This window comes from Epilithonimonas xixisoli (assembly GCF_004365655.1).
Taxonomy (GTDB): domain Bacteria; phylum Bacteroidota; class Bacteroidia; order Flavobacteriales; family Weeksellaceae; genus Epilithonimonas; species Epilithonimonas xixisoli.
Genome location: NZ_SOEO01000001.1, coordinates 955,303 through 977,961, shown reverse-complemented (window position 1 = coordinate 977,961; position 22,659 = coordinate 955,303). Strand labels below are relative to the sequence as shown.

Annotated in this window: 24 protein-coding genes; 9 read left to right on the top strand and 15 right to left on the bottom strand. The window is 36.2% G+C overall.

The features are described from left to right. Nucleotides 1-5: 5 nt before the first annotated feature. Nucleotides 6-1,040: an SRPBCC family protein gene (locus B0I22_RS04535; RefSeq protein WP_133943465.1), complete on the bottom strand. Its 1,035-nt coding sequence runs from the start codon at nt 1,038-1,040 to the stop codon at nt 6-8. A 15-nt stretch (nt 1,041-1,055) separates the two neighbouring features. Further along, complete coding sequence (gene tamL, locus B0I22_RS04530; protein WP_133943464.1) at nt 1,056-3,650, bottom strand: translocation and assembly module lipoprotein TamL; 2,595 nt, start codon at nt 3,648-3,650, stop codon at nt 1,056-1,058. Here tamL and B0I22_RS04525 point away from each other — a divergent pair. Beyond that, nucleotides 3,636-4,364 carry an RNA methyltransferase gene (locus tag B0I22_RS04525; protein WP_133943463.1) on the top strand — a complete coding sequence of 243 codons (729 nt, stop codon included), beginning with the start codon at nt 3,636-3,638 and terminating at the stop codon, nt 4,362-4,364. The two genes, tamL and B0I22_RS04525, sit on opposite strands and share 15 nt — an antisense overlap. Nucleotides 4,365-4,388: 24 nt before the next feature. Here the strand turns inward: B0I22_RS04525 and B0I22_RS04520 are convergent, their stop codons facing one another. From B0I22_RS04520 to porQ, 5 genes are all read right to left on the bottom strand, one after another. Then, nucleotides 4,389-4,883, bottom strand: coding sequence for a phosphoribosyl-ATP pyrophosphatase (locus B0I22_RS04520; protein ID WP_133943462.1), 495 nt, complete (start codon nt 4,881-4,883; stop codon nt 4,389-4,391). 3 nt (nt 4,884-4,886) lie between these two features. Further along, entirely contained in the window at nt 4,887-5,195 is a 309-nt protein-coding gene (locus tag B0I22_RS04515; protein ID WP_133943461.1) for a phage holin family protein, read from the bottom strand. A gap of 94 nt (nt 5,196-5,289) precedes the next feature. Then, a complete protein-coding gene (locus B0I22_RS04510; protein ID WP_133943460.1) occupies nt 5,290-5,667 on the bottom strand; it encodes a YtxH domain-containing protein in 378 nt (125 codons plus the stop codon). Between the two features lie 88 nt (nt 5,668-5,755). Continuing rightward, the gene (gene cmk / locus B0I22_RS04505; RefSeq protein ID WP_133943459.1) at nt 5,756-6,433 is read right to left on the bottom strand and encodes a (d)CMP kinase; all 678 of its coding nucleotides are present in this window, start codon (nt 6,431-6,433) and stop codon (nt 5,756-5,758) included. Nucleotides 6,434-6,541: 108 nt separating this feature from the next. Continuing rightward, the gene (gene porQ, locus B0I22_RS04500) at nt 6,542-7,540 is read right to left on the bottom strand and encodes a type IX secretion system protein PorQ (protein ID WP_425459589.1); all 999 of its coding nucleotides are present in this window, start codon (nt 7,538-7,540) and stop codon (nt 6,542-6,544) included. Between the two features lie 147 nt (nt 7,541-7,687). On the opposite strand from porQ, the gene pyrH reads away from it, so the two are divergent. Both pyrH and frr read left to right on the top strand, forming a co-directional pair. Then, nucleotides 7,688-8,395 (top strand): UMP kinase, encoded by a 708-nt coding sequence (gene pyrH, locus B0I22_RS04495; protein ID WP_133943457.1) that lies wholly within the window; start codon nt 7,688-7,690, stop codon nt 8,393-8,395. Nucleotides 8,396-8,638: 243 nt separating this feature from the next. Further along, entirely contained in the window at nt 8,639-9,193 is a 555-nt protein-coding gene (gene frr / locus B0I22_RS04490; RefSeq protein ID WP_133943456.1) for a ribosome recycling factor, read from the top strand. A 66-nt stretch (nt 9,194-9,259) separates the two neighbouring features. On the opposite strand, the gene B0I22_RS04485 is transcribed toward frr, so the two are convergent. Beyond that, nucleotides 9,260-9,670, bottom strand: coding sequence for a hypothetical protein (locus B0I22_RS04485; protein ID WP_166668174.1), 411 nt, complete (start codon nt 9,668-9,670; stop codon nt 9,260-9,262). A gap of 135 nt (nt 9,671-9,805) precedes the next feature. Further along, complete coding sequence (locus tag B0I22_RS04480) at nt 9,806-10,198, bottom strand: hypothetical protein (RefSeq protein ID WP_133943454.1); 393 nt, start codon at nt 10,196-10,198, stop codon at nt 9,806-9,808. Between the two features lie 402 nt (nt 10,199-10,600). On the opposite strand from B0I22_RS04480, the gene B0I22_RS04475 reads away from it, so the two are divergent. Further along, the gene (locus B0I22_RS04475; protein WP_133943453.1) at nt 10,601-11,371 is read left to right on the top strand and encodes a 4-hydroxy-tetrahydrodipicolinate reductase; all 771 of its coding nucleotides are present in this window, start codon (nt 10,601-10,603) and stop codon (nt 11,369-11,371) included. 96 nt (nt 11,372-11,467) lie between these two features. Here B0I22_RS04475 and B0I22_RS04470 read toward each other — a convergent pair whose 3' ends face one another. The 3 genes from B0I22_RS04470 to B0I22_RS04460 form a co-directional block, all read right to left on the bottom strand. Continuing rightward, nucleotides 11,468-14,014 (bottom strand): phosphoenolpyruvate carboxylase, encoded by a 2,547-nt coding sequence (locus B0I22_RS04470; protein ID WP_133943452.1) that lies wholly within the window; start codon nt 14,012-14,014, stop codon nt 11,468-11,470. Nucleotides 14,015-14,196: 182 nt separating this feature from the next. Continuing rightward, on the bottom strand, nt 14,197-14,637 hold the full coding sequence (locus B0I22_RS04465; protein WP_133943451.1) for an HRDC domain-containing protein: 441 nt from the start codon (nt 14,635-14,637) through the stop codon (nt 14,197-14,199). 67 nt (nt 14,638-14,704) lie between these two features. After that, nucleotides 14,705-15,037: a single-stranded DNA-binding protein gene (locus B0I22_RS04460; RefSeq protein WP_034968038.1), complete on the bottom strand. Its 333-nt coding sequence runs from the start codon at nt 15,035-15,037 to the stop codon at nt 14,705-14,707. Between the two features lie 176 nt (nt 15,038-15,213). On the opposite strand from B0I22_RS04460, the gene B0I22_RS04455 reads away from it, so the two are divergent. The 5 genes from B0I22_RS04455 to B0I22_RS04435 all read left to right on the top strand — a co-directional run bounded on the left by B0I22_RS04455 (nt 15,214) and on the right by B0I22_RS04435 (nt 18,297). Beyond that, a complete protein-coding gene (locus B0I22_RS04455; protein WP_133943450.1) occupies nt 15,214-15,678 on the top strand; it encodes a hypothetical protein in 465 nt (154 codons plus the stop codon). Between the two features lie 10 nt (nt 15,679-15,688). Further along, nucleotides 15,689-16,216 carry a hypothetical protein gene (locus tag B0I22_RS04450; RefSeq protein WP_133943449.1) on the top strand — a complete coding sequence of 176 codons (528 nt, stop codon included), beginning with the start codon at nt 15,689-15,691 and terminating at the stop codon, nt 16,214-16,216. A 190-nt stretch (nt 16,217-16,406) separates the two neighbouring features. Beyond that, a complete protein-coding gene (locus B0I22_RS04445) occupies nt 16,407-16,763 on the top strand; it encodes a DUF2116 family Zn-ribbon domain-containing protein (protein WP_133943448.1) in 357 nt (118 codons plus the stop codon). A 48-nt stretch (nt 16,764-16,811) separates the two neighbouring features. Further along, a complete protein-coding gene (locus tag B0I22_RS04440; RefSeq protein WP_133943447.1) occupies nt 16,812-17,903 on the top strand; it encodes an MBL fold metallo-hydrolase in 1,092 nt (363 codons plus the stop codon). Nucleotides 17,904-17,958: 55 nt separating this feature from the next. Continuing rightward, complete coding sequence (locus B0I22_RS04435; protein WP_133943446.1) at nt 17,959-18,297, top strand: hypothetical protein; 339 nt, start codon at nt 17,959-17,961, stop codon at nt 18,295-18,297. Nucleotides 18,298-18,372: 75 nt separating this feature from the next. Here B0I22_RS04435 and B0I22_RS04430 read toward each other — a convergent pair whose 3' ends face one another. The 3 genes from B0I22_RS04430 to B0I22_RS04420 form a co-directional block, all read right to left on the bottom strand. Continuing rightward, nucleotides 18,373-19,752 carry a peptidylprolyl isomerase gene (locus tag B0I22_RS04430; protein WP_133943445.1) on the bottom strand — a complete coding sequence of 460 codons (1,380 nt, stop codon included), beginning with the start codon at nt 19,750-19,752 and terminating at the stop codon, nt 18,373-18,375. A 65-nt stretch (nt 19,753-19,817) separates the two neighbouring features. Next, on the bottom strand, nt 19,818-21,653 hold the full coding sequence (locus B0I22_RS04425) for a hypothetical protein (protein WP_133943444.1): 1,836 nt from the start codon (nt 21,651-21,653) through the stop codon (nt 19,818-19,820). Nucleotides 21,654-21,711: 58 nt separating this feature from the next. Then, on the bottom strand, nt 21,712-22,632 hold the full coding sequence (locus tag B0I22_RS04420; RefSeq protein WP_133943443.1) for a PfkB family carbohydrate kinase: 921 nt from the start codon (nt 22,630-22,632) through the stop codon (nt 21,712-21,714). Between the last annotated feature and the right edge of the window lie 27 nt (nt 22,633-22,659).

Sequence of the window (22,659 nt, the reverse complement as noted above, 5' to 3'; positions counted from 1 at the left end):
ATAAACTATCTGTAAACCGGCAAAGATAATTTCAGCTTTACATCTTGATTTTCAGCAGGCTCTTCCAAGAATTCCTCCATTAGCTGGCCATTTCTTAAGGTATCTTTCTTTGCTTTTTTTACCAGCTCCTGAATGTTTTTGATGCGACCGGTGTAATTGCCTTGATAATAAATCACATACATCTTGGAAGGATTGATGGTTTGGAAATTAAAATTATTGTCGCTCACAGAAGTTCTTTTGGAAAGCGGAACACCGTAGAAATAAGAAACTTCTTTGTCTTTAAGATTGGCTGGATTTGTCATCAGTACGGGCGTACCAAACTCATCGTCTTTCTTTGCAAGATCGGATTTAACGAAATTGAGAACCTTGTTGTGATTCATAATCACATTTTTGAAGAGAATATCCTTGGTATTTCTGGCACTTACATTCACGCCAAGAAGCAGTCCACCCTCTCTGTTTTCCACCATCACGCTATCATATTTTACAGAAGCCAAGATTTGATCTTTGTTGACTTTGTTGCCTAAAAGCAGATAGAGATTTTTCATACTTTTATCAATATTTTCTACAAAAAAATCTTCTGCAACCAAATTGAGAGATCTTTCCAGATAGCTTCTTTTTGGGGTGTGAATATTCCAAATCATTTTGGTTTTGTTGCCAGAAGGAATGAATTTGACATCAATCAAATAAGGATTCTCGCTATCGCCTTCAAAAAGCTGATAACGCAAAGTTCTGTTGGGATTGGAATATCGGATGAACAAATCTCCGAAATCATCATTCTTCTTATCCGAAAACTTCATCGCACTTCCAATGCCTTCGTACGGACTGAAAAAATTGTAACTGATATTATCTTTTTCATTAAAGAAATCATTCCAAGTGGTGAAGTTCTGAAGATTATTGAACTGAGGAAAAACACGATCCACAGGATAATCGATCTCGGAATGATGCACAAAACTCTTGCTCTCATCCACAAAATTCATAGAGATAGAATAGATCCCGAAAAGACACAAAATGATAATAACGATAAACTTGACAAGTCTCATGGATAAAGATAAATTTTAGAATGGATAACCGATGGCAAAATTAATAGTTGGTTTCAGAGGCTTGATTTTATCTACTACCCAACGGTCTCCTTGCGGACGGTTTGGATCGTACATTTTGTAAGCCATATCCAATCTCAGATTTACATAAGCAATGTTCATACGGATTCCAAAACCACTTCCCACACCCATTTGGCTAATGAACTTTCTGAATTTGAACTGATCTCCAAATCCATTATCCTTGAGTCCCCAGATATTTCCGGCATCTGTAAAAATAGCGGTTTCAAACATATCGGTAAGCGGAACACGGTATTCTACACTGGTTGTAAGCTTCAAATTGTCCATCGCATAGGAACGCACTCGCTCATCCAACTGAGAATCTGCAGGACCCAAACCGCCAAACGCCATCCAAGCTCGGATGTCGTACGCACCTCCGTTGAAATAGGACCTTACAAATGGCATCTCGCTGGAGTTTCCATAAGGAATTCCGATCCCCATAAATTGTCTGATTGCCAATGTATGCGGTTTTGCTCTATCATTAAAAAATGTAAAATATTTTCTAAAATCCAAATCAAATTTGATAAACTGAGAAAACGGAATTTTGAAGATGGTTTTCGTATTTCCATAAACAAGGTAATTCTCTTCTTTTTTAGTTATTAAATTCAAAAAATTACCTGCCAATTCTACTTTTCCGATGAAGGAAAACGGATTCACATATTCCTTCTTCCCTATCTCGTTATACGTATAATTATAAATGATAGAAGAAATAATAACATCTTGGGTCTGGCGCTCCTTGTTGTAAATCGACTGCATGAAATTGTAAAGCAAATTCCTGTCAGAATTAATCAAATTGTTTATGAAAGCTGTGTCTCCCAAAAGGAGAGCTGAAAATTCATCAAAGGAATAGTCATTTTGATTAATCCCAGGATTGCTGGCTTCATAGAGATTGAATATATTTTTCCGAATGTCATTATCTCCCGGAAAATATTCGTAATACCTGTCTTTGTTTTGGGTAAGACTTAGTTGCGTATTGAATAGCGTCAATCTATGTTGTACCAGCCCATCTTTAACATTGGCATTGTAGGACAGACTTGTGTTGAAGTTGATTCTTCCCAATCCAATATTATTTTGGATAGAGGCTCCAAGATTCAAGCTTGTGGTTGGCGAATATCTCTTGGGAACCAGTTTCCAGTAATTTTTGAACGGAACCAACAGTCTTGGAAATTGCAAAGAAGCCTGAGCCGACAATTCGTACGCATTGAAAAATGCATCAGGATTTTTGGGATCTTTTGTAGTTCCTACGATGCCAGAAAAACTTGTAATCAAATTCTCTGCACCACCGAAAACATTACGCGTCGTAAGATCTACAGAAGGAGAAAACCCAAAATTAAGAATCTGAGAATAATGAACATCTGTGGCAATATTGAACTCATACTTTGGCAGCGGTTTCAGAATATATTCTACATCTATGATGCTGTCTCTCTCTGCAGGCGTTCCATTTTTTCTAAGTTCATCAGATGCTTTGAGAATGGTGAAATTATTCATCGCAATCAAGTTTCTTCGCGTAAGATCTAAGTCCGATTGTTTATAAAGATCACCAGGTTTTATGGTAATTGGTCGCCAAAGAGAAATTGAGTCATATTTTCTGTTGTTTCTACTGATTTGAATGCCTCGGATGCTGTCTTTTATTTTCAGTCGGTTGATATTATTAATATTATTGACAACAGACACAGATATTTTTCCAAGCGTTGCTTTTCGATAAGGCGTATCCAGAGAATCTTTATGAATGTTCATCACCACTGGAACATCTTTTCTGCTTCTCAAAGAATCTGCTACGAAATAGATATCCTGATTGTCATTATTAAATTTATAATAACCAGCTTCCTTCGCAAGATCATTAATTCTTGTAATTTCTTTTTCCAAAACCGTCTCATCCAAAACCTGACCTTTTCTGACAAGACTTTTATCTAGTCGGGATTCGTAAAGCGAGCGAATGTTTGGATCTGGAATATGATAATAATATTCTTTGATGTGCGTAGGATCTTTGTGCGTAATGACATATTCTACTTCGGCTTTTTTGGAAGCAGAATCTTTTTTGACATTCGTTTTCACTTCAGAATCCCAATAGCCACGATTGACTAATCTATTATTAATACTTTTCTCACTTTGCTTGGTTTTCGCATCGCTAAAGATAACGGGTGCCTGTCCAACGGTATGAAAAAAACGATTCCAAAAAAGGTTTTTACCTACATATTCTGGACGTTCGTATTTGACAAAAAGTGAATCCCGAAGTTTCTGATTTCTCATCTCGCTGGGATAAGTCATATACTCTTTCAGAATGGTATCGTACTTTGGATTCGCAGCATTGTAAAACAACAATCCTAAAGGCAAAACCATTAGCGTTTTCTTGTTCGGTTTCTGCGCCACCATATCTTCGATCTCATCTGCATGAACTTTGCCATCTACAAACTGAAATTTGTTTTTTGTAAGAAGATATTCCCCATCTGGAACTTTCTTCGTGACATTACACGCATACAAAATGACACTTAAAATTGCGGCGTAGGAAAATATATGATATTTTTGAAAATATTTGTTGATATGCTTACGGCTCATACTATAAAGATTATACAATCTCTGGACAAAAAGAAATACAGGCAAAAATACAATTTGTTTTTAGTTGAAGGTAATAAAATTATAAAAGAACTACCCGACTCTGACTACGAAATTGAAAACCTATATTCTGTAGAACCAGAAAATATTACTTTCACAACGCAGGAAATCGAAAAAATCTTGCCCAATGATCTCAAAAAAATCAGTTTTCTGCAACATCCGAAAGATTCTGTTGCGGTTTGCAAAATCCCTGAAGACAAGATTCTGAAAGATGTTTCTATTCAATTGATTTTGGACGGGATTCAGGATCCTGGGAATCTAGGTACAATTATAAGATTGGCAGATTGGTTTGGGATTGAGCAAATCATTTGCAGCAATGATACTGTAGATGTTTACAATCCGAAAGTTATCCAAGCGACAATGGGGTCTTTCCTCAGAGTCAATGTTTTTTACACCGATCTTGAAGATTATTTCAAAGAATATAAGCACCCGATTTTAGGAACCGATATGAATGGCGAAAACATCTATGAAACACAATTTCCGGAGAAGTTTTCATTGGTTTTTGGGAATGAAGGAAACGGAATAAGACCTTCCACGGAAGATCTTATTACAAAAATGATTACCATCCCAAGATTTGGAAATTCCCAATCCACAGAAAGCTTAAACGTTTCTATGTCTGCGGGAATTATCCTTGGAGAGATTTTTTCTAAAAAATAATGGTCATTAATCTTAGCTTAAGAATTAAATCAATTTTTCTAAGCTAGAAGCGGTTTTGTTTCTTTGATATTCATCCAGTTTTTTACGGAGAAATCTCAACGCGTAAGGCGCAACATAGATTAGGGCAAGGCCTAATGCTTTTCTTTTCCAATTTTTATTCATCACACTTTTTTTTGCGAAATTACCTACCAGCGCTACAGTTCCCATTTTGAGAGTAGTTTCCAGCAATCCAGATTGCACGCTGTCATTTGCCAGACCCATTACAGTTCTTTTGGAAGCGGTTTCCTTCATCCCTGCGGAGATTTCTCTCATGATGTTCTGCGTATCCAAAGCTAAGGATTTTTCACCATCTTCATCTTCAGTTTCTTTCAGGAATTTGTCTGTCAGTCCGTTTGTCATTACACTTAGACTGTCTTTTTTACTTTTGAAAGTCAATAGGTCTTCCAATCCACCTATTTCCTCTTTCAAAAGTCTTTTCTGACTTCTAAGTTCATCAAGATTAGTATAATTAGTGGCCATAACTTATTTGTTTAGAAAGTCTATTACTTGATTTGCTACAGATTTCACAATTGCTTTTTTCATGAAAAATACAGCAATCATCACTATAAAATAAAATCCAGCTACGATCAGAAATCCATGCCCAATATTTCCCATAGATTGCCCAATAAGGAAAGCAATTCCAAAATTGAACAAAATAATAAAGAATGAAAAAGCAATCAGAACAATGGATAAAAAAGCAATAATTCCTGCTGACAGAGAGGATTTTTCCGTCAACTGGAGTTTTACCAGATCGAGCCGTTTGGACGTATAATCTTTTATAATATCAATCATATGAGTCTTGTTAAATATAAAATTACACATTTATTTACAAAAAAAGGAATTTAGAAACTAAATTCCTTTTCGAAAAACTAAAAATTTGAGGTTTTTATTTCAAACCGTCCAATTCTGTTTCTACGTCTTTTACAACATCAGACGTTTTGGAAACAATCTGATCTTTATATTTATCATAGCTGTCTTTTACTGTAGAAGCTACATTGCTAGCAGTTTCTTTCACAGTAGATGACAAAGAGTTGTACTTGTCTTTTACGTTGTGAGAAACTTCAGAATATTTATCTTTTACGATTTCGGAGGTTCTTCCATACTCGTCAACAGCTTTGTCTTTCAAGTCGTTAGCTTTGTCTTTGATTTTTTTTCTGGTTTCTTTACCTTCTTCTGGTGCATAAAGCAAACCTAAAATTACACCTGTTGCAGCGCCTGCTAATAATGCAGCTAATACTGCTCCTGAATTTGATTTTTTTGACATTATTTATGATTTTTTAAGTTAATGTATAATGATACTTGTGAATTTACAACTAAAATGCCAAAAGAAGAATTGGCTTCTTAAAATTTTGTTAAAACTTTTTGATAGAGGACAAAATCAAGCCAATGGTTTCTTCTTTATTGATATTTGTGTTATCAATGAGAATAGCGTCATCTGCTTGTTTCAAAGGAGAAACCTCTCTTTCGCTATCGATTTTGTCTCGTGAGATTAAGTTTTGTTTCACGGTTTCGATGTCGGTTTTTTCGCCTGCCAATTCTAATTCCAGGAAACGTCTTCTGGCACGTTCATCCTGACTTGCTGTCATAAAAAATTTGTAATCCGCATTTGGAAGGACAACTGTTCCGATATCTCTGCCATCCATTATCACACCACCCTTTTCCGCAATATCTCGCTGAGTTTTCAAAAGATAATTACGCACATCCGCTTCTTTTGCTACTTGACTCACATTGTCGGAAACTTGAGGAAAACGGATTTCTCTGTTGATGTTTTTACCATTTAGAAATAACTGGAGCTCGCCATCAATGTTTTGAAATTCCAATTTTACTTGTGACAGATTGGTAATTAGTTTTTGAATATCGATGTTTCGGTTTTCATCGGTACAATTCTGAAGTGCAAAGTAAGTCACACCTCGGTAAAGTGCGCCTGTGTCCATATGGATGAGACCTAATTTTTTTGCAATGATTTTAGAAATGGAACTTTTTCCCGTGGATGAAAATCCGTCGATCGCGATTACCGGTTTTTTTGTCATAACACAAAATTAAAAAATTTTGAGACTTTTGACATTATAATCATTTGAAAGATTAAGAAATTAAATCTTAGTTCCTGAATTTGAATACTATTTTTTTGAGCTTCTAGTTTATCTTCTATTTCCGCTCAGTTCAATCAAATCCATTGTAAGGCCAATCATATTGACATTGGAAGCATTGTGATAACGCATATGAGAATAATCAAATCTGAAAGAAGAAATCTTCAAACTGAAACCTGCGGACAATCCACTGAAACTTCTCTGGTCCAAAACTGCCAATTCCCCACCTCTTTTCACATTATATCCAAATCTGATATTAAAAGCCTGACCAGGAAACAACTCCGCACCTAGAGATATGTGATCCAAGACTTTCCTTCCAAATTTGGTAGGCTGTCCATTAATATCTGTCTCTGCAGAAATATTGAATTGCTGAAGATCGTGTGCCGTAATCGTCAATGCAGCAGGAAACTGATCCAAAATTTTCGTATATCCAAGATCTACACGGAAAGGCAGTTTTTCCCGAACACCATTATAAGGTTGAATTTGATAACCAAAATTCCTGAAAACCAAAGCCAAAGTTTCATTACTCTTATCAAAATAATAAGTCACACCGGCAGTTGCCGCAATTGCAGAAGAGGAATAAGTATCAATTTTTGAAGTGATGTAATTAACGTTGGCACCTATCGTCCAATTATCTTCGAACTGGTAAGCGTAGCCAAGTCCAACAGAAGCATCCATCGCAGAAAAATCGCCATTGATATTAGAATTTTCGTCAGTTCTCGGCATCGATCCATAATCCATATATCTGGCATTGAAGGAAACCAAATGTCCAAATTCCAAATCACGAACGTAACTGATGCTTCCTATTTTTGTATCTGCCAAATAAGAGGCATAATTCACGGAAAGCATTTGATCCATTTCTAGATTCATAAGCGCCGGATTTGCGGCCGTAAAATTGACATCATAATCACGGACGGATACGGCATCACCCAAAACAGCTTGTCTTGGAGAGATGGGAATATTCAGGAACTGGTAAACCGTGGTTCCCGTTTGAGAAAAAACCACACCAGAGATTGCGATAAAAAATAGATTGTAAAACTTCTTCAACACTGTTTTTTGGCTTTGCAAAAATAATCTATTTTGATGCTTATCAAAATTTTTGGACTACTATCTTTTTCATTAACGTAATTCTTTTCCTTTCATTATATTTGCACAGTCAAAATTTGAAATAAAAATCAAAAAGTAATTACAAAATAGATGAAATACAAAAGAATCCTTCTGAAACTGAGTGGTGAAGCACTAATGGGAGAACGCCAATACGGAATCGACAACGACAGGCTGAAAGAATATGCAGTCGAGATTAAAAAAGTAGTTGACAAAGGCTGCGAAGTGGCAATCGTAATTGGTGGTGGAAATATTTTCAGAGGATTGGCTGGCGCTGCAAAAGGAATGGACAGAGTTCAAGGCGATTATATGGGAATGCTGGCAACTGTAATCAACGGAATGGCTTTGCAAGGCGCTTTGGAAGATGCAGGAATCATCACGAGATTGCAATCTGCTATCGAAATGGACAAAGTGGCTGAACCATTTATCAAAAGAAAAGCAGTTCGTCATCTTGAAAAAGGACGTGTTGTAATATTTGGCGCTGGAACTGGAAATCCATATTTCACGACTGATACTGCTGCAACATTGAGAGCCATCGAAATTGATGCAGACGTGATCCTGAAAGGAACCAGAGTTGACGGAATCTACGACAGCGATCCTGAGAAAAATGCAGACGCAGTGAAATTCAACAGTTTGTCTTTTGACGAAGTGTTTGAGAAAAACCTGAAAGTAATGGATATGACTGCTTTCACACTAAGTCACGAGAACAAATTGCCAATCATCGTTTTCGATATGAACAAGGAAGGTAACTTGGAAAGACTTATCGACGGAGAAACTGTCGGAACGCTCGTGAATATGTAAAAGATTTTTGATGGTTGATAGATGATTCAAATCTTCAATTTTATTTGGAATGTTGAATCTTTTCGCAGCCCGACTTGAACGGAGCTCTTTTTTTGAAAAATAAGCTGGGGATTTCGAGGGTTGGAATTTTTCAAAAAAAAGCGGGAGTGGAAGGCGGAAATAGCTGCCCAAAAAAAATATCAATCATAAATTATCGTTTATCAATTATAAATAATGTGTCAATTATCAAATTTTAAATATACAATGGAAGAATTAGAACTCATTGTAGCCTCCGTAAAGCAAGAGATGGATGCTGCAATCAAGCATTTGGAACACGCTTTTCAAAAGATCAGAGCCGGACGTGCTTCTACGTCTATGGTTCAGGATGTAATGGTGGATTATTATGGCGCACCAACGCCACTAAGTCAGGTTGCCAACGTGTCTGTGGTAGATGCAATGACGCTTTCTATCCAACCTTGGGACAGAACTGCGCTGGGTGCTATCGGAAAGGGAATCGTGAACTCCAATCTTGGATTTGCACCTTCTAACAATGGTGATGTGATCATCATCAACGTTCCGCCTTTGACCGAGGAAAGAAGACGTGACCTTGCGAAACAAGCAAAAGGCGAAACCGATCAAACCAAAGTTACCATCCGAAATGCAAGACAGGAAGGTAACAAGGAATTGAAAAGACTGGAAGGAATCGCTGAGGATCTGATAAAAGGTGTTGAAAAAGACATCCAAGAATTGACGGATGCTTTTGTAAGAAAATCTGACGAACTTCTGAAAGTAAAAGAAGCTGAAATCTTGAAAGTTTAAGTTTCTGTTTTGGAATTGTAATAAAAAACCTCGTTTCAATTTTCTGAACGAGGTTTTTTTATTCTGTTATTTGATTCTATCGTAGATGAGCTTAGTTACTATTGCGCCAAATAAATAATAGCCGACTGTCATTATCTTTTTCTGAGTGGTTTCTGCAACAGGTGAATCATCGAGTCCCATATTTTTTGGAAGTACAACAGCACCTATTCCAGCAGCAAGTCCTGAGACGATATTGAAACCGCTGGTCGCCGTAGATGCATAATAGACGCCATTACTAATAACATCTCCTGCGAGCGTCGCTAAATAGAACTGATCTTTATCTGTAATTTTGAGATCGACTTTCTCTAGACTTTTATTCAGAGCTTCCTCTCCTACTTTATTTACTTCTGGAACATTGTCGAAATTGTTTCTGATGATTTCGTGTAATAGATTGAGGGCAATTGCGCCACCCAGACCTGCAAGTATTTTCTTGTACATATTGGATTGATTTTGTAGTAATTGCATTTGCACAAATTGAGCCATTTAATTAGAATCGTTAAATGTTTGCCATAAAGCAAATGATCAAAAGAAAATCCTGAAGGCTTAATTTTAAAAACTTCTGAAAATCAAATTTCAAATTACCTTACGCGTTGAAAAATCTTGATAAAAATTTTGGCAAGTGATATAAAGGTCATAAAAATAAATATCTTGATCTATGTACTCACTTATCTTTTTTTTATCCGTGAATATTGATGCAGATTCTATATTTAATTTCTTGCCATCACCACAATTACAATATTTCTCATCATCTTCCACATGTTCGTCAAAATCAATTATCCGAACATTAGTGTTACAATGTTTGACAGATTGATCAAATGTCTTCTGGTCCAAAGTAAACCAAGGTTCTCCGTGATAAAAATAATGATCAATGATTTGTGGGTGGGTCAGATCCTTAGGATTTAAAACTGTTGAAGAAGAATATCCATTGCATGTATCGCATTGCGCCAATTGTAATTGTAGTCCCATAGTTGTAATTTGATGTGGATTACTTATCAGAAGTTATGCCATTACAAAGGATTTGCATTAGGAATTTTAAGATTACTAAAAACAAATATTCATTTTAAATTCAAAAAGAAATGACTAAAAGAAAAAGTCATGTTAAAAGATTTAAGTTTCTGTTTTAAGATTCATAAAAACCTCGTTTCAATTTTTGAGTGTGTTTTTTTGATCGCACTTTTTATTATTTTGATTGGAATCAAATTCTGTTACAAAGTAAAACTTCTTATGATCTAAAATTAAAAATAGAATTTCTTAAGTTCTTTTTATCAGTTAGAATGGATGTTAAATAGCATTTATTTTATTTATTGTACCTTACTGATGTTAAGAATTCGAAATTAATAATTAAATATATCTAAAAAGTAAGTAATTATGAAAATAGGATTAATAGGATTTGGGAAGGCTGGAAAAGCGGTTGCCAATGTGATTCTCCAGCATCCGGATTTCTCTCTGGAATGGGTGCTTCGAAACAGCGAAAAGATGGAAAATCTCTCTGCAAAAGACGTATTGGGAATTTCGGTTTCGGACCTTGCGATGATTTATTCTCAGCAGACCACAGATTTGGAAAAATTATTGACAGACCATCAAGTAGATTTCATAATCGATTTTTCTAATAAAAAAAGCATTTACTCTTACGGCAAAATCGTTTCTCAAAAAAAAATTAAAATCATTTCCGCCATTTCGCATTATGGAGAAAATGAAACGAAATTTCTAAAAGAACTTGCCGGCGACACTGTAGTTTTTTGGTCACCCAACATTACTTTGGGTGTTAATTATCTCTTATTTGCCTCATCGTTATTGAAAAGTATTGCGCCTGGCGTGGACATAGAAGTTATTGAAGAACATTTCAAAGCAAAGTCTGGTGTATCGGGAACTGCTGTGAAAATTGCAGAAGTTTTGGATGTGGAAACAGAAAGCATCAATTCGGTGAGAGCTGGCGGAATTGTTGGAAAACACGAAGTTATCTTTGGATTTCCATATCAGACGGTTCGGTTGGTTCACGAATCTATTTCGAGAGAAGCGTTTGGAAGTGGCGCTTTGTTCGTAGCAGAAAATCTTAAAAATAAACTGAACGGCCTGTACAATTTTGAAGATATTTTGCGACCTTATTTTTTCAATCAATCTCAAAACAATTTATCTTGATTTAAAATTATTCGCTTAAATCGACAAAAAACCTCTCAGTAATTTGAGAGGTTTCATTTTTAACTTGATTCTTCTAATTTTATCTTGTTTCGTGCCTTAAGCGGAATTTCTACTTGCATTGATATTTCCAAAAAGAGATCGCATCACCAGCTTTTCATAAGCTTCGCGGTTGCCTTCTCCTTTTTGGATTTTCATCAGTGCATATTGCTGAATGCTGAGAAGTGGCAACACAATTTTCTCGCGTATTTTGATGGATTTTCTGTTGATTGGTTCTTCCTGCATCAAGATTTTATAGTTTGTCAGTTCCAGCATCATTTCTTTTGACAATGAAAATTCAGCGAAGAGAATATTCCAAAACTCTCCGAACTTTTCATTATTTCTCATATAATAAGTCAGCGGGAAGTAAGTTTTATTCATACTCATCATCGAGTTGAGAACCAATGTTTTGAAAAAATCCGAACCTTTGTAAAGTTCTTTGATTTCATCAAATCTGCCTTCCTCTTTCAATTTTTTGAGCGCTGAGCCAAATCCAAAGAATCCAGGAACATTCTGTTTCAGTTGTGCCCAAGATCCTACAAATGGAATGGCACGCAGATCTTCAAACTTCAGTTCAGAACCGGCGCCTCGCTTGCTTGGTCGGCTTCCGATGTTGGTTCTTCCATAATATTCCAATGTACTCATTTCCTGCAAGTAAGGGACAAACATTGGATGCGCTTTCAAATCGGAATAGGTTTGATAGCTGATATTCGCTAATTCTGAAATCAGTTTTCTTTCCTTTTCGTTCAAATCTTTTTTGATGCTTTTGAAAACATCATTTTCGATTCCTGCCGTCAGCAATTGTTCAAAATTAAACTTTGCCTGATCCTTATTTCCAAAAACACTTGTAATGGTTTGTCCTTGGATCGTCAATTCGATTTGGTTGTTGGCAATTGTTTTTCCTTGAGACGCGTAGAAATCGTGGGTTTTTCCGCCACCTCTTGCTGGAGGTCCGCCTCTACCGTCGAAGAAAACAACTTTGATGTTATTATCTTCGGAGATTTTGGTTAATTTTTCTTTCGATGTATAGATTTGCCAGTTTGCCTTCAGGTAACCGCCATCTTTGGTTCCGTCTGAGAAACCTAGCATAATGATTTGTTTATTGTTTCGTCTGGCAATATGTTTTTTGTAAACCGGATGGTTGTATAAGGTTTTCATCACTTCTTCTGATTTATCAAGACCTTCCATCGTTTCAAAAAGCGGAACAATATCGATGTTGATTTCATCATCCGCATAGCCACAAAGTTTCATCATCGCATAGACGTTCATCACATCTTTCACTTCGTCTGAGTTGGAAATGATGTAGCGATGCATTCCGCGCTCGCCATTGCTTTCCTGAATGGTTTTGATGTTGTAAACACTTTTCAACGTTTCACAGGTCATCTCATCATCAAAATCGTCTGGATTCAAAACAATTCCGGAATCCAAAAGCAAATCGATTTTCTCATCGTCGGTTCTTTCATCAACATTTCCATCAATTATTTTTTTGAATATATCATCAATCACATTTTGATGAATTCTACTATCCTGACGAATATCCAAAGTTGCAAAATGCGTCCCAAAAATCTTGACTCTGTCTCGGAAATCATCCAACACATCTATGAAAAGCGAGTTGTGTTCTTCTTTCAGTATTTTTTCTGCCTCGTCCAATCGGGCAATAATTTCTTGTGCCGAGATTCTGCTGTCTTTTTGGAAAATAGAAGCGTAGAGTTTTTTGCTCAATTGCTCCAGAACAGCCGAAACGCCACGAAAACTCAATCTCCGTCTTACGATTTTCAAATGGCCGTAGTAATCTTTCAGGATAGAAATCCTCAATTCTTCCGCCACTTTCATTGTGATGTCAGCCGTTACGAAAGGATTCCCGTCTCGATCTCCGCCTGGCCAGAATCCCAACTGAATAATATCCGGATTTGGCGTAAAATTCGACGTTCCGTAAACTTGTTTTATTTTTCGGTAAAGCTCGCCAATACTTTGATAGTAAACGTATCTCAGATAATAAATGATGCTCATCGCTTCATCCAAAGGTGTTGGTCTTTCCTTATTCACAAAAGGTGTTTTTCCTAATTGCTGAAGCAAAGTATCAATCTGCGTCACAGAATCATTGATAATAGCATCGCGCAAATCGTGGATAATTCTCTGAACTGCATTTGGATAAAACTGCGTTGGGTGCGCCGTGAAAACAATCTTAATCCCGAAGTCATCCATCTTCTTACGAATGGCTGTGAGATGATGTTCCTGCGTTGCTCTTTCGTAGAGGTTGAGAACCGTTCCGGAGTCACTTTCTTTATGCAATTGTTGGAAAGCGGCGTCTTCTATACTGTCAAACAATACGACTTGTCTTTCTATGTATTGTATGATTTTGAAAAGCAATTCCAGTTTTTGATCCTCGGTTTCCAGTTCCGTATGTTTTTGGAAAAACTCCTCCACAATCTCTTCCGGAGACTTCCCGACATTGTAACCATCCTTACTTTCTTCGTAAAGAAAAGGCAACAACATTCCAATGTTTGTCATTTTATCATATGGCAAACTCATAAAGAGCGAGTTGTAGATTTGAAATTTATTCTCTACAATTTGCCTGAATTTTTCAATTTTCTGATCGTTTAGCATCTAACAAAAATAAGAGATAAATTAGAATATCAATCTTTGGAAATGTTATTTTTATCTTAATATCTCTAGAAATGATAATTTTTTAAACACAAGCTCACAGGGTTTACTGATGATTAATATAAAATATTTTAAGCTAAAAAAAATAAAACACAACAAGGAATAATATCATATTCAAATGAATGTTAAGCATTTTCTAAAACTTCTATTATTTCAGCACCATACTTTTCTGTTTTGGATTTGCCCAATCCGTTGATTTGTTCCAAGTCTTCCAAATTATTCGGTTTGTATCTTGCAATTGACACCAGATGCGCATTATGAAAAATTATATAAGCTGGTAATTGAGTTTCCTTCGCTTTTTCCGATCGCCAATCCTTCAACTTATTATAGATGATCGTTTCTTCTTCCGAGAGTTCATCTTCGGATATTGGAATTGCTTTGCTTGAAATGTTTTTCAACTTTTTTTCCTCATAAGAAATTAGGACAGACCAATAATTGATTTCCTCTTCAATTAATTTTGAATTGGTGTGCAAGACTTCAGATTGCGCAAGAAAATTGTTGATTAACTCCTGATCTGATTCTAAAAACTCCTCTGAAACTCTTATTTTAAATATTTTAACTTTCATCACATTGAAATTTTAAAATGAAAAACCCTGACAAGTTTTTGACTTGCCAAGGTTTGAATAATGTAGATTATTTGGAACCCAAAAGAACCAATTCTTCCACACGGATTTCGGTTATCATTCGTTTTACCCCATCTTTGTCATCGTATGATCTGTAAGTTAGTTTTCCTTCGATAGCGATTTCTTTGCCTTTGGGCATATACTTTTCCATCACTTCGGCAGTTTTGCCATAAGCAACCAAATTGTGCCATTGTGTTTCTTCTACTTTCTCGCCATTGGCTTTGGTGTAGTAATCATTGGTAGCAATTGAAACCGTTGCTTGCTTGTTACCATTTTCGTAATTGAAAATTTCTACTTCTTTTCCTGTGTGACCAATAAGTGTCACTTTGTTTCTTAAAGACATAATATTAAATTTTTGAATTAAACTTTTAAAACCAAGTAGTGTTCGTCTTTCGCTTGATTTTCTGTTGCAAATTTTCATCAAAAAGAAAACAGTATTCGGTAGAAAAGTATTTATATCCGTTTGTAATCGTTTGTAATTGGGAAGGATTTTATACATTTGATTTAAACAAAATCCAGATGATAAAAAGTATCCAAACCTTACTCTACTCTTTTCTCACCTTAACTTTTCTAATCAATTGCGAAAAGAAAAACGAGAAAACTGTTGTCAGAAATTATGAGAATTATCTAGTTAATACAACTTGGCTCATCAAGGATGAAAAACTGATTGGATATGAAATCGGTGAGAAACAATTTATTTTAAATAAGAAAAATGACACGGCGCTCATTTGGAATTTTTCTGCGATTGAATTTACGGACAAGGAAAAATTCAGGAGTTACAACAGTTGGGAATGTGGGAATGACTGCTTCACCTCCATCGATGGAAAATATAAATTTGTTGACAAATCTGAAATCAAATTTCAAATCGAAAGCATCACAAGAACCGGAACTTGTGAAGCGCCAATCGAACGTTTCGCTAAACCGAAAATATTGACAATGAAGATTGAGAAATTCAGCGATAGTTTGGTTCTTAATAAAAAATAAAATCTGCGATATGAAATTGACTTTAATCTTAATGACAATCGGAATTTTCACTTTTGGTCAAACTACGACGAACAAAAAAATCGGAGAGAAAATTGAAGGGAATTTTCTTGGAAATGGAAAAAAAGTTATCGCAAGCGTCATCAAAACTAAAGAAGCGAAAGGAAATCCCATCGAAGACGGAACGCCAGCAGAATATGAAATTCGGTTTTCTGATAAGAAATTAAAACCAATAAAAGCTGGCTGTTGCGAACTCATCCTAATCAACGAAGGTGATCTGAACCGCGATGGAATCGACGAAATATCAATCTACCAATCTCCAATGAACGGTTGCACCTACGCGATGGAAACTTATTCTAATATCAACGGAAATTGGAAAAAAATTGTCGATAGATTTTTGATTCCGACTGGTTGTGACGGAATTAGCAAGGATGATTTACAAAATAAAATCTTTCGTGAGAAAAACCAAATTTTTTATTTGGAAAAAGATATGAGTGAAGGAAATGGAAAATTGATTAAGAAAAAAGTGAATTTGAAATGATTTTGAAACCACAAAAGTCACAAAAGTTTTTTTTCTTTTTAAGCTTTACAAAAGTTCAAAAAAGAAAATGCTTTTAGATTGTTAATTTATTGCTTTTTTGCAGAAATATTTTAACCAATTTCTTTTGTGACTTTTGTGGTTAATGATTTTCATTATTTAAAAAACTATTTTAATTTATAAAAACACACCAATGGAAACCCAAACCTGCCCAGAATGTGGCGACAAGATCATCGGTAGATCCGACAAGAAATTCTGCTCCGATGCTTGCCGAAATGCCTTCAACAACAAGCAGAATAAAAACTCGACCAACTATATGCGGAATGTGAACAACAGACTCCGCAAGAACTACCGAATCCTAGCCGAATACAATAGCGAAGGCAAAACGAAAATCACAAAACTGAAGTTGCAAAGCGCCGATTTCGATTTTGACTATGTGACACAAATCGTAACTTACAAAAATGGTTCGCAATATTTTTTCGTTTATGATCAAGGTTACAAAATCTTGGACAATGAGTGGATTTTGATTGTCAAAAAAACGATTGATTAATTATTTTAAAGTAAATCAATTTTCAAACCGTCTCATTCAGAAAAAATTATGTACAAATATCTCGCTGTTGTTGGTCTGTTAGCTGTGATCATTTTGATATTCAATCATCCGATTTTCGGCGGTTCCATCAAAGGAAAGCGATTGGAACGACTGAAAAAATCGCCCAATTACAAAGACGGAACTTTCCAGAATCTCAGCATCACGCCATCCGTGGCAGAAGGCTTCACGATGCGACAAGTGATGTGGGAATTCCTGACCGATAAAACGCCAAACAAAACACCAGACCACAAAATCCCAAGCGTAAAAACCGATTTGAAAAGCCAGCCAATCACAGAGAATTTTATGGTTTGGATGGGACATTCTTCCTACTATTTTCAGATTGATGGAAAGCGATTTTTGGTAGATCCTGTTTTCAGTGGCAACGCATCGCCGATTCCTGGAACTACGAAAGCCTTTGCTGGAGCGGATATTTACACCACAGAAGATTTTCCTGAGATTGATTTTTTGATTATTTCGCACGATCATTACGATCATTTGGATTATAAAACTGTGAAAGAATTGCAACCAAAAGTGAAGCAAGTGATTTGTGGATTGGGTGTTGGCGCGCATTTCGAAAGATGGGATTATAAGGAAAATCAAATCACGGAATTGGATTGGTATGAGGATTTTTCTTCTAATGGATTTAAGATCACTTCTACCCCAGCCCGACATTTTTCAGGAAGACTTTTCAAGAGAAATACGACGCTTTGGTCTTCCTTCGTTTTGGAAACGCCGACTCAGAAAATCTTCATCGGTGGCGACAGCGGTTATGATTTTCATTTTAAAGAAATCGGAGAAAAATTCGGGCCTTTTGACTGGGCAATTCTGGAAAATGGACAGTATAATGAAAAGTGGAAATACATCCATACTTTGCCAGAGGAATTTTCGAAGGTTATGGAAGATCTTGGCGCTAAAAATGTTTTGCCCGTCCACTCTGGGAAATTCTCTCTTGCTAACCACGCTTGGGATGAGCCATTGGAAAAAGTTACTGAAAACTGCAAAGACAAAAACTTCCGAATCTGCACACCGATGATTGGCGAAAAAATGAGTTTAACTGATGCAAATCAGAAGTTTACGGGATGGTGGAAAAATTTAAAATAATTATTTCATTTCAAAATAGAATTACTTAATTTACAAATTCTAATAGAAGCTGACTATGCAAGAATTAAACGACCTAGAATTATCATTATTAGAATGTTTAACGGCAAAATATCCGCAATTGCAATCTCATATTCCATTCTTGAAAGTTTCCGAAAGAAAATCAACAGGCGAAGGTTTGAACGTCAATCTTGAATATGTTGATTTCAGTAATGAATTGGATGACACCAATGCACTTTTCAGCAATGGCGAAAACATCGAAATCAAAGGTTTGAAGGAAGGTTTGAGCTACGTCATCGATGTGACGATGGGACAAATCACTTCTATCGAATTTTCTACTTACAATGAAAAATGGGATGGGAAAATCTCGGAATTCAAGATTGTAAAACCGGAATAATTTTATTCAAAAAATCAAAACAAAAAAAGGATGAGCAAAACACTCATCCTTTTTTATTTTATAAAATTATACAGCTTATTTCGCTGTAGTCACTACATTTCCTTTTAGCCAGTTGCTGTGGAATTTGCAGTCTTTGTATTTGTCATCCAATGAGATAAAGATGGACGGGATTTTTGCATTCACCCATTTTTCAACAATTTCGTTTTTCTTCTTGTTGAGCGCCATTTCCTTCACTCTTTCGTAATCTGTAGAAAGTTCCAGTTGGTGCGCATCAATGATTTCATTAACTTGAATGATGCTCATCATTTTTCTTTTTTGCTGATCTTCCTGTTGGAAAGGTTCTGTGATATCGTTTTTCTTAAGACCTGCAATTTGGTAAGAAATCGTTGGATCCAGGTTTAGCTTTTCTAATCTGTCAGAACCATCCTGATTGTTGGTCATAATTCCCGCAGAGAACTTGTTGCTTTTGTCATCAGAATATTTGAACGCGGCATCCTTAAACGTAATTTTGTTAGCCAAAATCAAAGTTCTGATACTGTCTAATTCTTTTTTAGCAGCCGATATTTCACTGGCGTTTGGCGTATTTTTGATAAGAATGTGTCTTGCGTCGTACTTCTTTCCGTTTCTTTTGATGAGTTGGATCAAGTGATAGCCGTACTCAGATTCTACAGGATCAGAAATCTCGTTTTCCTGGAGATTAAGCGCCGCAGCTTCAAAAGGTTTTACCATTTGTCCCACGTTGATATTCTTGTAAAGTCCGCCCAATGCAGCAGAACCTTCGTCTTCGGAATAGATTCTGGCTTGGCTTTCAAAGCTTTCACCTTTCTTGATGTCTTCTTTTATTTTATTAAGCTTATCAATAATTTCTTTTCTGTGAGCCGATGATATTTTTGGGAAAATACTGATTTTTGATAATGAAACTTCGTCCTTCACATTTGGCAACTGGAATTTGAATTGGTTGTAAAAATCCGTCACCTCATTTGGCGTTACATCCGCTTTCTCTGTGATTCTTCCGTACTTTGCCTGTCCGTAATAGTTGTCAGCATCTATCTTCTCTATCGCCGTTTTCATCTCGTACGATGTTCTGAATTTATAAGCCGCAAGCATTGCTTTCTCATCTGGGAACTGTCCTAGAATCTGGGTATATTTATTCCCTGCCATTTCTTTGATGGCTGCACTTCTGTTCTCAATCAATGTATCTTTTTTGGCTTCGTAGATTAGCAATTTATTATTAAGAATACTCTCCATAAAATCGCATTTATCTCCTACATTGGCACCTTGCTGCTTCGCGTAGTTTTCCTGATCCTTGATGTCAGACTCCAGCACGATTTCATCACCAATTACCGCTGCAATTCCATCTATAAGCTGTCCTTTTTGCAATTGAGCTGATAGTTTCCCTGTGAAAAGGAAAACGAATAAGGACAAGAGAAAAAGACATTTTGTGTATTTCGACATTATTTTTATTTATTAAGCTGCAAAATTAGGATTATCCGCCTATTCCGCTTTATTATTAGTTATAATTATTTCTTAAAATTTTTATTCAGTTCTGCCATAAAAGCGGGCTGAATTTCTATTTTTGTTTTCGCGCGTTGTTCTGCGATTGTTTTTTGCAACACTTTTTCTGTCACGCCATCTGTCATATCTTCCTGAGATTCCTCTTGTGTCATCTGCTGTTCCGGCAAAAGTGCATCTATTGCAACGACCACATCGCGGTCAGAAATCTTGGTTGTGAATGTCCCCTTTTTGAAAGGTACGTTGTTCTTTTTGAATATATCAGAAGATTCCTGGATTTTTCCTTCCTCAAAATGAACCAAAACCTTGTTCTTATCATTCACCTGGTTTTTGAATTTGGTTTTCAGCGCTTCCCATTTTTTAGGATCTTTGATTTCCTTTTCGATTTCCTTTAGCAATTTTGGATCAGAGATTACTGCGGCTCTTGTTTCAGCGCGCTTTTCCCAAACAAATTTGGCTTTGTTCTCGTTGTAATATTCTGTAAAAAGTTGAGGATTGTTTTTAACTTCGCCTTTCAGATATTCTGAGAATATATATTCAGAAAGTAGATTTTTTCTAAGTTCATCCACCTCAGGTTTCACATCCGGAAGATTCTCAAAATTCTTGGCATAAACTCCCACAATATATTGCTGAGACTGATGATTCAAAAGCTCAGACCATTGATTGGTTGGCATTTGTTCCAGATTTTTGTATTGTCCGTCTATCGCTTTTTTAAGATCTTCGTACGTTACACTGTTTTTCCCGTAAGTGAAAAGCATGGCTTTTGGATTCTTTGGATTCAGATAACTTTGATAAGACTTTTTCAACTCTGCAAAATCAGCTGTTTCTGTATATTTATTCTGAGTTTTCAACCATTCTACCAATCTGGAAGTCACTTCTTCGCCATAACTGGTGGACAGCATTTCTTTTTGGAAGAACTTGCGGTTGGCGTCATTCAGCGTGTAAGGTTCCATGTTATAAATATTAAAAATAAAATATTTATCATTGAAAAGAATCGGCTGCTTCGTGTAGAAATCTTTTTTCTGACCTTTGAAAGCTTCATAAACTTCATCCGGCAAAATTGGAGATCCCATCACAGCGCCACCAGAATTTTTCTCTTCTTCCGTAGATCCAAACTCCTTCACAACTGCCTGAAATTTCTTCCCAGATTCCAATTCTTTATAGATTTTGGCTTTTGTAGCTTCGTAATTGGCATCATTCGGAATCGATAAAACACCGAAAATAATGTAACCCAAACTTGGTCTGGTATTCAAAACTTTTGCAAAACCAACAATGTTTGGTCTATCTATGAAAGTGGTGTAAGAATTAGCAGGCACATTTTTAATCTCCTGATAAAGCTTGTAATCCAACATTCCCGGTTTTATATAGAATGGTTTGGAAGCATCTGGTGTAGAGTTTTTTGCCAGAAAATCGTCCATTGTCATTTTCCCGGATTTTACGTCATTATAAAGTTTTTTATAATCGGTTTTATCGTCAGCTTTTTTCTCTTTTATGAAAAGTGAAATCTGTATTTCCTTTTGATTGGAGTTTACAAAATCCTGAAGCAAAGGCTCTGAAACAGGCTTTGGGTAGAACTTTTCTTCTCTCAACTCAGACATTTTCTGATTGATAGAATTGACGAAAAAATTAAGTGTATCCGCTTTTTTCTCCTTTGCTAATTGTTGCAAAAGTAGAAACTCCACTGTAGAATTCACAGACTTGTCCGGACCATTGGTTTCCAGACCGTATTTATTGTCTCTGATGTAATCTTTGACAGAGATGCTGTCCTTCCCTACGATTAGATATTGCGAAAAAGCCATTTGTGAGGCAAAAGCCAAAACAATCGGAAAAATATTTTTTTTCATTTTTAATATGAATAATTACAACTCTTCTTTGGAGTTATAAATTGGAATTAAGTTAAATTTAAATCACAGATTCGAAAGTCGTAAGCTCTTTGAATTGGTTGATTCTCTCGCTCAATTCTGCTTTTGTCACGTTTTCGATTCTTTCTGTCCCGAATTTCTCCACCGTGAAAGATGCCATTGCACTTCCAACGATGATTGCCGTTTTCATACTTTCAAAACTGAAATCTCCTTTTTTCGTCAAGTAAGATGCAAAACCTCCAGCGAAAGTGTCTCCAGCTCCGGTTGGATCAAAAACTTCTTCCAAAGGCAAAGCAGGAATCGCGAAGATTTTTCCGTCGTGGAAAAGCAATGCGCCGTGTTCTCCTTTTTTGATGATCACATATTTTGGACCCAAAGTGTGGATCTTCTTAGCCGCTTTCACCAAAGAATATTCTCCGGAAAGTTGTCTTGCTTCTTCGTCATTGATGGTGATAACGTCTGTTTTAGCAATCACTTTCATCAAGTTGTCCCAAGCGATGTCCATCCAGAAATTCATGGTATCAAGAATCACCAATTTTGGCTGCGTTTTCATTCTTTCCAAAACTGACAATTGAACTACAGGATCTAGATTTCCTAACAAAAGAACCTCTGCTTCAGAAGAATGCTCAGGAACTTTCGGGTCAAAATCTGCTAAAACATTAAGTTCTGTCACCAAAGTATCTCTGGAGTTTAGATCGTTGTGGTATTTTCCACTCCAGAAGAAAGTTTTCCCTTCTTTCACCATTTCTACCCCATCTACATTGATGTTTTTTGAAGTCATCATATCCAGATATTCTTGAGGAAAATCGCCTCCGATCACGGAAACCAAACTTACGTCTGTATCCAAAGCCGAAGCCGCAAGTCCGATGTAAGTGGCTGCACCACCAAGAATTTTATCTGTTTTTCCAAAAGGTGTTTCGATGGCATCAAATGCTACAGTTCCTACTGCTAGTAATTTCATAATTTAAGTTTTTTATGTCGGAAGTCC